The sequence below is a fragment of the Acinetobacter sp. YH12226 genome, from assembly GCF_013417805.1.
GTDB lineage: Bacteria > Pseudomonadota > Gammaproteobacteria > Pseudomonadales > Moraxellaceae > Acinetobacter.
On sequence record NZ_VPDG01000007.1, the window covers coordinates 45,644 to 57,786 of the forward strand.

Consider the following 12,143-nt stretch of genomic DNA (forward strand, 5'->3'; position numbering starts at 1 on the left):
GAATTTTTGTGGCAGAGCAAAACAATACCTTAAGCCAGGTAACTGAGGGCACCACGGAGTTGTTACATCAGGCAACTGAGAAAACGACCCAGACCGTGATTGAACATACCGCCAAGTATAATGATGCCTACAGCACCATTGACAAGATCATGGAAGGTTTCTGGGAACGTGTGCCTTATTTCTGTATCGCACTGATCGTAATTACGATTTTCTGGTTACTCTCCAAAGTCTTCAAGTTTTTCGTACGTAAAACTTTGGAAAACCGCTCTTATACCCGTCAGAATCTGGTGTTGGTACTCAACCGTGTCGGCAGTACCTTTATTATTTTCTTTGGTATTCTGATTGGACTGGTGATTGCTGTTCCTGGCTTTACCCCAGGTCAGCTGATGAGTGCCCTCGGGATTGGTTCGGTCGCGATCGGTTTTGCCTTCAAGGATATTTTCCAGAACCTGCTCTCTGGCGTGTTGATTCTGCTCAGTGAACCGTTCAAGATTGGCGACGATATTATCGTGAATGGCATGGAAGGTACGGTTGAAGATATCCAGATTCGTGCAACCTTTTTACGCTCACCGGATGGCCGCCGTATCGTCATTCCAAACGCGACCGTCTACACCAGTGCGGTTACGGTGAATACCGCCTATACCCGTCGCCGCTGCGAATTCGTCGTGGGTATCGGCTATGAAGATGACATCCAGAAAGCCAAGGACCTGATTACCGCTATTTTAGATAAAGATCCGACCATCCTCAGCCAACCGGGCTTTAGTGTCAATGTGACGGCGCTGGCTGACTTTTCCATTACCCTGAAAGCCTTCTGGTGGGTCGATACCACTGAAACAGGCACCGGAACCTCAATCAGTGCGGTGCAGGAACGGGTGATTCAGGCATTTGCCGAACATCATATTTCAATTCCGTATCCGGTACAGGAAGTCAAAGTCTATCGCGGCGAAGGCAATGATGATGCCTCAGCCCGCGCTAAACAGACGACCTAAAACATACGGAATCACGGTTTCTGTACGGATAATACGGTTGCCCAGACTCACTGCCTGACAGCCGTTTTTGATGAGCAAATCGACTTCATAAGGGATAAATCCACCCTCCGGACCAATAACAATCGTACAGGGATGCTGAATCGCAAAGGGCATTGCTTGCTCGACATAAGGATGTGCCACATAAGCGGGCCGGCTACTGGTAATCAAGCCCGGCAGGATATCTTCTACAAAGGGTTTAAAGCGCTTATACAGCTCAATTTGGGGTGCAACCGTATCCCCGGCCTGTTCCAGTCCCAACTCGATATAATGATTTAACTGCTGTAAAAATGGCGTTTGCCAATAGCTTTTATCAACGCGGTAGCTATGCAGTAAAATGATTTTTTCAACGCCCAAAGTGACACTGTCCATGATCAGACGGCGCAGCACCTTCGGACGTGGTAAAGCCACAATTAAAGTCACTGGCAATTTTTCTGGAACAGTTTCTTGTTGCAGCGGTTTCAAGCGCACTGCTTTTTCAGAGATTTCGACAATCTCAGTCAGGTAACGCTGACCTTCCCGAATTCCGACTTTTAACGTATCCCCCACCTGAATCTGCAAACGCTGCTGTAAATGTTCCAGTTGCCGAGTGGAAGTAATGGACCAGAATTCAGCTTCGGTTTGACGTGAATCAAGCAGGATGATGTTCATAAAAAAGAAGACCAAAAAAATATGATATATCCCTCTATTGGCTAGAGGGTGGCGACAGGGATGTCGCCAATTTCACTGTGCTGCAGGGATGCAGCATCAGTGAAATAAAGGGCTTTTGTCTTGCAGGGTATGCCCTTCATGGCCCGACAAAAGTAAGGTAATCACTTTGAAAAAGAAATACAAAGAAATACTAAGCCAAATCGAAACTCGGTTATTGTAGGACAAGCCTTAAATAAAGCTCTATAGTGACTTATCATCGTGTAGGCTTCTCCCTACTTTTTACAGCGTAAAAGTAGGCAAAACGCTTTTGTTAGGTTGATGATACTTCCCTGTATCATCAGCCTAACGACGGCATCCCTGCCGTCTTGGTAAATCCAATATCTGTTACTTATCAAGGTAAATTAAAGATACTGATCAATCACCTGAATATGCTTGGCAAGCGATCCTGTATTTAACTGCATAATTTGCTGCGCTGCCGCATTCAAGTTTTCCGCCTTAACCTGATCTTGCAAAAGTTCCAGTAATACTTCTGCAGCCTGCTGGACATTCTGTACTACTGCGACTGCATCCGATTGAACAAACTCATCCACGATGGTCTGAAAATTAAAATAGTTTTTGCCTAAAACAGTCGGCACATTCAGCGCAATCGGCTCCAAAATATTATGTCCACCACCTGGTTCATTTAAAGAACCACCCACATAACATGCCTGACTCAAAGCATACCAAAGCCACATTTCACCCATCGAATCGGCCAAATAAACCTGGGTATCTGCTTTAATATGTTGCCCTAGACTTCGACGCTGGATTTTCAATCCCAAAGACTGTGCAGCTTCGAACACCTCATCAAAACGTTCCGGATGGCGCGGTACCACAATACAGACCAAATATGGATCAGCTTCTAAAGCAGCTTTTAAAACACTCAGAATTTCTTTTTCTTCAGGAGCATGAGTACTAGCTAACGTGACGATCTTTCGCCCCCCTAACTGCCACTCCTGTTTCAATTGATCTGCCTGATGAATAAAGCGCTCGGGCGCAGTAATATCAAATTTGATATTGCCCAAAACTTGGGTTTTTTCAGCTGCGATTCCCAACTGGATATAACGTTGCTGGGTAGCTGTATCCTGTGCCAAAAGACCAGTTAAATTCTTGAGCATGCCACGGGTCAAACCTTTGACCTTGGCATAGCCTTTGGCGGATTTTTCGGACAGACGCGCATTCAACAATACACTTGGCACATTAAACTGGGGTGCCTGATCCAGCAGATTCGGCCAAAGTTCAGTTTCCATCAGCAATAAAAGTTTCGGCTGATATTTTTGATAAAACTCACGAATTAAGGTTTTCTGGTCAGCAGGCAAATACACGGCCTGAAATAAGTCTAAGTAAGGTGGCTTTAAGAACAGCGATTTTACCCGGGCCTGACCGGTTTTGGTGGTATTGGTGACCAGCACCGGATGACCGAGCTTTAAATAATGTTCAACTAACGGTTGGGCCGCGTTGGTTTCGCCCACCGACACCACATGAAACCAGATAGCATGCAGGTTTTTGGGTGGCTGAAACGGGCCAAAACGTTCTGTCAGTTCTTGTTGTAATTGTTCAGGATCGGTCGCACGTTTACGAATACGCGATTGATATAAGGGTTTAACCAGCGCCAAGGCTGCATTATACCAAAATGGAGTGGCCACATTGCGCCCCTGTCCAAAGATTTAATCGGCAGAATATAGCAGAGCCACATCAACATGTTAATCAATGTGGCTCATTTTTAGATTATTCTACTGTAGTTAAAGCTTCTGCTTCAGCCAATGTCGGATAATCAATATAGCCTTCCGCGACATTGGTTCCGATCATATTTTCCAGCTTCAGTTCATTCAGCGGCGCATCTTCGAGCAGACGTTCATATAGATCCGGATTGGCAATATAAGCTTTGCCAAAAGATACCGCTTCGGCCTTGCCTGAAGCCAGTAATTCAATGGCATCTTCACGACTTAGTTGCATATTGGCAATATAAGGCACTCCATTTGAGCGCTGTTTCATATATTCAGAAATACTGTCTTCTGCCAGATATTCACGGGTAAAGAAGAAGGCAATCTTGCGCTTACCCAGCTGCTCCATGGCATAGCCAAATGTTTCACGTGGATCATTGTCGCCCATGTCATGGTCATCACAACGCGGCGCAAAATGCACCCCTACACGATCTGCGCCCCATACTTCAATCAGTGCATCAGTTGCTTCTAGAAGGAAACGTGTACGATTTTCCACTGAACCGCCGTATTCATCTTCACGCTGATTGGTTTTGCTTTGCAAGAACTGGTCAATCAGATAACCATTGGCAGCATGTAATTCAACACCATCAAAACCGGCTTCTTTAGCACGAATCGCAGCTTGCTTGTATTGCTCGGTAATGGCATGAATTTCAGAAACTTCCAAAGGACGTGGCGTAACGTATGGACGTTTTGGACGTAACAAGCTGACATGACCCGCCTGTTGTACTGCACTTGCAGAGACTGGTGTTTCACCATTTAACAGATCCGGATGCGATACACGACCAACATGCCAAAGCTGGGCAACAATCAGACCGCCCTTCTCATGAACCGCTTGAGTGACCTTTTTCCAGCCTTCGACCTGCGCATCGGTAAACAGTCCCGGAGTATTTAAATAGCCGTTGGCTTCTTCAGAAATCACTGTAGCTTCAGAAATGATCAGGCCAGCACTTGCACGTTGCGCATAGTATTCAACCATCATTGGGGTTGGAACGCGATCAGCAGTTGCACGGCTACGGGTCAGCGGCGCCATGATGACACGGTTTTTAAGCTCTAACGCACCGAGCGTTAAAGGAGAATTTAATTCAGCCATCGTTACTCCCACCTGTTAAAGGTGTTGTTGTAGGTGTTCGATAAATTGTTGAATCAAAGTTTCATTGCGGGAGAAATATGACCACTGTCCATGCTTGGTCGCAGTGATCAGGCCAGTCTGCTGTAACACCGACAGGTGATTGGACATGGTGGACTGGGAAACCTGGCCCAAACGTTCAATTTGACCTGCACAGACCCCACGTTGAAAGCCACCACACTCTTCCGCAGACAGATATTGCTCCGGAGATTTTAACCACTCCAGAATTTGTCGACGGGTCGGATTGGCTAAGGCTTTAAAAATTAGATCAAGGTCCATAGGCACATCACAATCAGTGGCGCAACGAAACTTTATTCAGCATCTGCGACCATTATATCGTATTTTTACGATTTATATATCGAATAATTTAGATATAAGAGTCACAATCTGTACAAGCTTGGTTACGCCAGCTATTTAAACAACTTCTTACAAGCCCTGTTTCAAGCTTGCTTCGATAAATTTGTCCAGATCACCGTCCAGAACTGCGCCAGTATTGGAATTTTCCACACCTGTACGCAAATCCTTAATACGTGAATCATCCAGGACATAAGAACGGATCTGGCTACCCCAGCCGATATCAGACTTGGAATCTTCCAGTGCTTGTGCCGCTTCGTTACGTTTGCTCATCTCGAGCTCATAAAGTTTGGCACGTAACTGCTTCCAGGCGTGGTCACGGTTGGCATGTTGTGAACGCTGGTTCTGACAGGCCACCACAATTCCGGTCGGTGCATGGGTTAAACGCACGGCAGAATCTGTTTTGTTAATATGCTGACCACCCGCCCCTGATGCACGGTAAGTATCGGTACGAACATCGGACGGATTGATTTCAATTTCGATATTGTCATCTACTTCAGGTGAGACAAACACGGCAGAAAATGAGGTATGACGACGGTTGCCCGAGTCAAAGGGCGACTTACGCACTAAACGATGTACACCAGATTCGGTACGTAACCAGCCATAGGCGTACTCACCTTCCACACGAATCGTCGCAGATTTAATCCCGGCAACATCGCCATCAGATTCTTCCATCACTTCTGCTTTAAAGCCATGACGTTCAATCCAGCGTAGATACATACGTAGCAACATAGACGCCCAGTCCTGTGCTTCTGTACCGCCTGAACCAGCTTGAATTTCAAGATAGCAAGGGTTTGGATCCATCGGATTATTGAACATACGGCGAAATTCAAGCTTGGCCAGTTCTTCTTCAGCCGTGCTCAGTTCAGCCTGTACGTCTTCTAGCAAGCTTTCATCATCCGCTTCAACCGCCAGATCAAGCAAAGCCTGTGCATCTTCAAGCTGGGTACTTAAGCGATCCAGCACATTTAATACATTTTCAAGCTCGCCTTTTTCTTTGGCCATTGCTTGAGCACGACTCTGATCATTCCAGATCGTTGGATCTTCTAATTCACGCAGGACTTCTTCTAAACGCTCTTTTTTCAGATCGTAGTCAAAGATACCCCCGTAGTGTTTGACCACGTTCGTTTAAGTCTTTTAATTGGTTTAGATACGGATTAATTTCCACGTGAATTACTCTCAATCAAAATTAGGCACAAAATTCTTAGCCCGATATTATAGCACAGTCTATTTCCGCTATTTTAACGATCCATTCAGTCTAAGGCTCGAATGTCTTGAACATTTAGACCTGTATTTCCCTCATCCAATTTTCAACATCTCATAGACTCTTTTGCGTCTTTTTATCCGAAATTTTTTATTGGCTTTTTAGCCCCGTTTTATGACCGAAATATAATTTTGCAATTGATTTTATAATTTAGGATTTCTTATTGATCTGTATAAAAAATCAGCGAATTCAATAGATTCCACAATATCTACACACTTTTAATAAAACACTACATTATAAATTTAATTTTATTATTCAGTCACTTGTTCAGCAAAAATTACACAAGATTACGCTATTCACATTACTGTAACTTTCCTTTGATTGACGATCTTTGGAATTGCTCTAGACTGAAAGTTGTAACAAAAAGTGTAATGTTTTTAACTCACGATTTGAGGGGTAGTAACCATGAAAAAATTAGCGATTGCTTCGGCACTACTTTCAGCAATAGCAATGACTGGTACAGCAGCACATGCTTACCAAGCAGAAATTGGTGCATCAGCAGGAGTGTTTGATCCTGACAACGATGGAACTAGCGGTTCTTTCGGCGTTGATGGTACATATTACTTCAATCCAGTTCAAACACGTAATGCACCATTAGCAGAAGCAGCATTCCTTGATCGTGCTAGCAACGTGAGTGCGCAATATCAATATAATGAAATTGGTGATTCTGAAGCGCATCGTTATGGCGTAGGTGCAGAGTACTTCGTACCGAATTCTGACTTCTACTTAAGCGGTAACGTCAATGGTCATGATCTGCAAGATAACAATGAGGTAGATAATGACTTAACTACTTATGCTGCAGAAGTCGGTTATCTACCAGCGCCAGGCCTATTGATTGCGGCGGGTGTGAAAGGTTGGGATAACGACGAGGATGATGGTGTAGATCCAACATTACGTGCTAAATATGTGACTACCTTAAGCAACGGTAAAGATATCAACCTGGAAGCAGGTGCAGCGTTTGGTGATCTAGATGAATACAATCTGGCGGCAGATTATTTCATCGACAAAACCTTGAGTGTCGGTGCTGATTATCACAACAATGATATTACCGACAAGAGCGAATTTGGTATCAATGCACGTAAGTTCATTAACCAGCAAGTGAGCTTAGAAGGCCGTGTTGGCTTTGGCGAACAGTTCAACAATGACTACAATAGTTTTGGTGTAGCAGCGAAGTACCGCTTCTAATCTAAAACCAAAAATTAGTCATTCATAGAAAACCCATCCTCGGATGGGTTTTTTTATTGCACTCTTAACAAGCATTTAGGTATTTTTGCACATTGACGGGGCGAATATAAACTGTACAATTTGTTACAACTGTTCATCAAACAGTCATATTTTTATAACAAAGAGAGAAATCTAAATGCTTAAGAAACTTGCTCTTGCTACAGCGCTTCTTGCTGGCCTGGGAACTGCACATGCTTACCAAGCTGAACTTAATGTCGGGTATGAAAATACAGATATTGATAATGTTGGGGATCTAGATACATTTTTCATCAATGGAAAATATTACTTAAACACTGTTCAAGTTAAGAACTCTCCACTTGCAGAAGCGGCTTTCCTAAATAAAGCAAGCAATATTGGCTTAGGTTATGCAAATGCAAGCGGTGATGGCGATGAGGATATTGATGTATTTGGTGTAAGTGGCGAGTTTTATATTCCAAATACTCAATTTTATGTAAGCGGCACTATTAACCAGGTTGACTTTGCTGGTGAAGACAATACTGGCTATGCTTTTGAAGTTGGTTACTTACCAGTTAATGGCCTACTATTAGCAGCTGGTGCAGCTAATGAAAGCGTTGATCCAGTTCAGGTAGCAAATTATGGTTTTGTCCCTAACCTCTTAAATGCTGTTACTGTAGGTGATGATACTGCACTATCTTTACGTGCAAAATATGTGACTCAGATTGGTAATCATTTTGCCAATTTTGAAGGTTTAACTTATTTCGGTGATGAAACAACTTATCGTTTAGGCGCTGATCTTTATATCGATCCAACTTTAAGTGTGGGTGTATCAATCGCGGATTCTACAGAAGATGATTCAGATACAGTATTTGGTTTACGCGCACAAAAATTCTTTACACCTGCAATTGCAGCTGGCGTGAACTATACAACTACTGACGGTGCTGACTCTTTCGGTATTAACGGTACTTTCCGCTTCTAATCTCTCCGATTAAAAGCAAAAAAAACCGCTCACTCGAGCGGTTTTTTATGGCCTATTGTTCTAAATGGATAATCCGCATTTGCAAGCTGATATTGCCATTAAATACATTTTTATCCAGCTCATAGACCAATCGTGTATCTTTCATCGGGTCAAAGTCATATTTATCCGCTGCATTGAAAGCGATCGCATCCACGACCTGCCCATTCTCCAACGCCACACGTAACTTAAGATGCACATCTTTAAGCCAGCGATAGTCCATGATTTTGAACACACCATCAAAAATCGGTTGGGGGAATTTTTGCCCCCATGGACTTAAATTCTGTAATAAATCGACTGTTTCAATGTGAAAAGCAGAAGCTGGCAGCTCTCCATCCGTCCATAAAGTCGCAGTGAATAAATCCTCATCCATCGCACCAATCAGTACTTCAAAGACCTGCTTAAACTCGGCGAAATTTTCTTTTTTCAGGGTTAAACCGGCTGCTGCTGCATGGCCACCAAAATGACTGACTAAATGGGGATACTGCTCCGCCACCTGTTCAATCGCATCACGAATATGAATACCTTCAATCGAACGCGCCGAACCTTTGATATGAATCCCATCCTGATCCGCGGCAAAAACAATACTCGGACGATGGAACTGCTCTTTTAAACGCCCTGCTACAATCCCGATCACTCCCTGATGCCAATGTGGTTCGAACATGATCAGCGCAGCAGGTAATGCCGTCGCATCTAACTGGATTTTCTCAAGTTCGTTTAAAGCGTCCTGCTTGATTTTGCCTTCCACCTGACGGCGCTCGACATTAAGCTGATTCAGCTGTTCAGCCAGTGGATAGGCCATTGCTAGATCAGGAGCCAGCAGACATTCGATGCCGATGTCCATGGTTTCCATCCGTCCAGCCGCATTAATTCGCGGGCCCAGAACAAAACCGAGATCTTGGGCTTTTAGACCAGCAGGGTCACGTTTGGCAATATCCAGCAGTGCACTGATTCCTGCACGGCACTGCCCTTGCTGAATGCGTTTCAGACCTGCATCAACCAGAATCCGGTTGTTATAGTCCAGACTGGCGACATCGGCATAGGTACCGAGCGCTACCAGATCAAGATAATTGGTAATTACCGTACAGGATTTCCCCAGTTTCTTGCGATGGGTCGACAGATTGGCCAGCACATAAAATGCCACCCCCACCCCGGCCAAGGCCTTGCTCGGGAAATCGCAACCGAGCTGATTCGGATTAACCACCGCTTCGGCTTTTGGTGTCGGCTTGGTCGTCAGATGGTGATCAGTAATGATCACCTGCATGTCATGATCCTGCGCCTGTTTTACTCCGTCATGGCTGGAAATGCCATTGTCCACGGTAATCAGTAAATCAGGCGTGAAATTGACAAAGGCCAGATCTGCAATTGCGGGCGTCAATCCATACCCATATTTAAAACGGTCTGGTACCAGATATTCAACATTGGCGCCCATATCGCGCAGTGCCAGCACCATGAGTGCAGTACTGGTCGCGCCATCGGCATCATAATCGCCGACAATCACGATTTTCTGGCCATGATCAATCGCCTGATCCATCAATTGAATGGCTTCAGGCAAGCCTTTCATGGTCGGTGCCAGCAAATGCTTCAGCTTGAGCTCAAGTTCCTGCTCGGATTCCACCCCACGACGAGCCAGAATCTCGGCCACAAATGCAGGGACGCCAGGTAAATTTTCAGGGCGTGTCAGCAATGGACGTTGTTTGATTTCCAGTTTTTGCATGGTTATGGCATTAAGCGCTCTAAAGTCCAGCCGGCATCGGTTTTGCGATAACTTAAACGGTCATGCAAACGGTTCGGACGACCCTGCCAGAATTCATAATAATCGGGTTCGAGACGATAACCGCCCCAGAATACCGGCTTGTCCAGCTGTTGCTGATTGGCAACCTGGGTATGCAAATCCCAAAAACGTTGCTGCAATTCCTCACGACTAGCCACGATGCCACTTTGCGGGGTACTGATATGCGCGGCAATCTGGCTTTCGCGTGGACGTTTATGATAATAGTCGGTCGATTCTTCTTCCGATATTTTCTTTACACGACCCGAGATACGAATCTGACGTTCCTGATCCTGCCAGTAGAACAACAGTTCGGCATAAGGATTTTCAGCCAGATCCAGACCTTTTTGACTATCATAGTTGGTATAGAAATCATACCCTGCATCAGTCGCTCCACGCAGCAATACCGTACGCACATGCGGACGGCCTTGTGCATTGGCTGTTGCCAACGACATGGCATAGGGTTCATGCAATTTTGCTTCCAGTGCATGGTTAAACCATTGCAGGAACTGCATATGTGGATTCGGATTGACTTGCTGTTCCTGTAACTCGCCTTTTTCATAATTCAGGCGTAGTTCACTCAGATCCTTGATCAGATCACTCATCATCTATGTTCCTGTTAAGCGGCATTGGCACGCACAGCATCTGCCAGGCTGTTTGCAAGTGTGGTGACTTCAGCCAGATCATCGCCTTCGACCATCACACGAATGACAGGTTCTGTGCCAGATTTACGAATCAATAAACGGCCACGACCTTTAAGCTGCTGTTCGGCTTTTTCAAATTCAGCTGCCAGTGCAGGCACTGAATAAGGATCAAACATGGCATTTAAACGTACATTGACCAAGACATTGGGCAACAGTTTAAAGTCAGCCACAAGTTCATGCAGAGCTTTTTTCTGCTCAACCATCACGGTTAAAACTTGCAGGGCTGCAATAATGGCGTCGCCTGTGGTGCTCTTGTCTAAAGTCAGAATATGACCAGAAGGCTCACCGCCAATTACCCAGCCATTTTCTTCCAGACCTTGCAATACATAACGGTCGCCGACTTTGGCACGTAATAACGGCACTTGTGCTTTTTCCAGCGCCAGTTCCAGCGCCATATTGCTCATTAAGGTACCGACGATACCTGCCGGTTTTTTCGAGCTTTGAGTCGCAAGAATATAAAGAATATGGTCGCCATCAATCAGATTACCGGCTTTATCTACGAGAACCACACGGTCAGCATCCCCATCAAAGGCAATACCCAAATCCGCTTGATGTTGAATCACGGCTTGTTGCAAGCTTTCCGGATGCGTTGAACCACAGCCCTCATTAATATTTAAACCGCTCGGCTCATTGTGAATCGCAATTACACGTGCGCCCAGTTCACGGAACACTGCAGGTCCCACGTTATAGGCTGCACCATTGGCACAATCCACCACAATGGTGAGTTCATTCAGATCCAGATGATACGGGAACGTCGATTTACAGAATTCAATATAGCGACCGTTGGCATCTTTAACCCGGATACTTTTACCCAGATTCGCCGTATCTTCAATCACAAAATCTTTTTCAAGTTCCTGATTAATTTCGTCTTGTAAAGCATCTGGCAATTTTTTACCTTCCGCAGAGAAGAACTTAATGCCGTTATCAAAATACGGGTTATGCGAAGCGGAAATGACAATACCCAAGCTGGCATGTAAGGCACGGGTCAAGTGAGCAATCGCCGGTGTCGGTAGTGGACCTAAAAGATGAACATAAACGCCAGCGGCATTTAAACCTGCCTGTAAGGCAGCTTCCAGGATATAACCAGACAAACGGGTATCTTTACCCAGAACCACCAATGGTTTGGATTTTTTACTATGACGTTTTAAAACTTTACCAGCCGCAAATCCCAGTTTCAGGGCAAACTCAGGGGTAATCGGCAATTCGCCAAACTTTCCACGAATACCATCCGTACCAAAATAACTCATCTTTATCTCACTTCTTAGCGGATGATTGATATCACCCATTTTTT

At 44.9% G+C, this 12,143-nt stretch carries 11 protein-coding genes; 3 read left to right on the plus strand and 8 right to left on the minus strand.

The window, feature by feature from the left end:
- Nucleotides 1-8: 8 nt before the first annotated feature.
- The gene (locus FTV08_RS08960; RefSeq protein ID WP_180087140.1) at nt 9-989 is read left to right on the plus strand and encodes a mechanosensitive ion channel family protein; all 981 of its coding nucleotides are present in this window, start codon (nt 9-11) and stop codon (nt 987-989) included.
- On the opposite strand, the gene FTV08_RS08965 is transcribed toward FTV08_RS08960, so the two are convergent.
- From FTV08_RS08965 to prfB, 5 genes are all read right to left on the minus strand, one after another.
- A complete protein-coding gene (locus FTV08_RS08965; RefSeq protein WP_180087141.1) occupies nt 963-1,676 on the minus strand; it encodes a 16S rRNA (uracil(1498)-N(3))-methyltransferase in 714 nt (237 codons plus the stop codon). The two genes, FTV08_RS08960 and FTV08_RS08965, sit on opposite strands and share 27 nt — an antisense overlap.
- A 401-nt stretch (nt 1,677-2,077) precedes the next feature.
- Nucleotides 2,078-3,358 (minus strand): 3-deoxy-D-manno-octulosonic acid transferase, encoded by a 1,281-nt coding sequence (locus FTV08_RS08970; protein WP_180087142.1) that lies wholly within the window; start codon nt 3,356-3,358, stop codon nt 2,078-2,080.
- Between the two features lie 82 nt (nt 3,359-3,440).
- Entirely contained in the window at nt 3,441-4,526 is a 1,086-nt protein-coding gene (locus tag FTV08_RS08975) for an alkene reductase (protein WP_180087143.1), read from the minus strand.
- A gap of 15 nt (nt 4,527-4,541) precedes the next feature.
- The gene (locus FTV08_RS08980) at nt 4,542-4,841 is read right to left on the minus strand and encodes a helix-turn-helix transcriptional regulator (protein WP_004281346.1); all 300 of its coding nucleotides are present in this window, start codon (nt 4,839-4,841) and stop codon (nt 4,542-4,544) included.
- Nucleotides 4,842-4,988: 147 nt separating this feature from the next.
- Nucleotides 4,989-6,084, minus strand: a protein-coding gene (gene prfB / locus FTV08_RS08985; protein WP_101627160.1) for a peptide chain release factor 2 whose coding sequence is annotated in 2 segments (ribosomal slippage) — nt 4,989-6,011 and nt 6,013-6,084 — 1,095 coding nt in all. Because the reading frame shifts where the segments join, the coding sequence is not laid out codon by codon here.
- Between the two features lie 501 nt (nt 6,085-6,585).
- Between prfB and FTV08_RS08990 the strand changes: the two genes are divergently transcribed.
- On the plus strand, nt 6,586-7,365 hold the full coding sequence (locus FTV08_RS08990) for a putative porin (protein WP_180087144.1): 780 nt from the start codon (nt 6,586-6,588) through the stop codon (nt 7,363-7,365).
- A gap of 175 nt (nt 7,366-7,540) precedes the next feature.
- Complete coding sequence (locus FTV08_RS08995) at nt 7,541-8,341, plus strand: putative porin (protein ID WP_004647251.1); 801 nt, start codon at nt 7,541-7,543, stop codon at nt 8,339-8,341.
- 52 nt (nt 8,342-8,393) lie between these two features.
- On the opposite strand, the gene recJ is transcribed toward FTV08_RS08995, so the two are convergent.
- From recJ to glmM, 3 genes are read right to left on the minus strand one after another with little or no spacing between them, the layout of a single operon-like run.
- The gene (gene recJ / locus FTV08_RS09000; protein WP_180087145.1) at nt 8,394-10,094 is read right to left on the minus strand and encodes a single-stranded-DNA-specific exonuclease RecJ; all 1,701 of its coding nucleotides are present in this window, start codon (nt 10,092-10,094) and stop codon (nt 8,394-8,396) included.
- Between the two features lie 2 nt (nt 10,095-10,096).
- Nucleotides 10,097-10,753 carry a pyridoxamine 5'-phosphate oxidase gene (gene pdxH / locus FTV08_RS09005; protein ID WP_218947200.1) on the minus strand — a complete coding sequence of 219 codons (657 nt, stop codon included), beginning with the start codon at nt 10,751-10,753 and terminating at the stop codon, nt 10,097-10,099.
- Between the two features lie 14 nt (nt 10,754-10,767).
- Nucleotides 10,768-12,099 carry a phosphoglucosamine mutase gene (glmM, locus tag FTV08_RS09010; RefSeq protein ID WP_004281334.1) on the minus strand — a complete coding sequence of 444 codons (1,332 nt, stop codon included), beginning with the start codon at nt 12,097-12,099 and terminating at the stop codon, nt 10,768-10,770.
- Nucleotides 12,100-12,143: the final 44 nt, after the last annotated feature.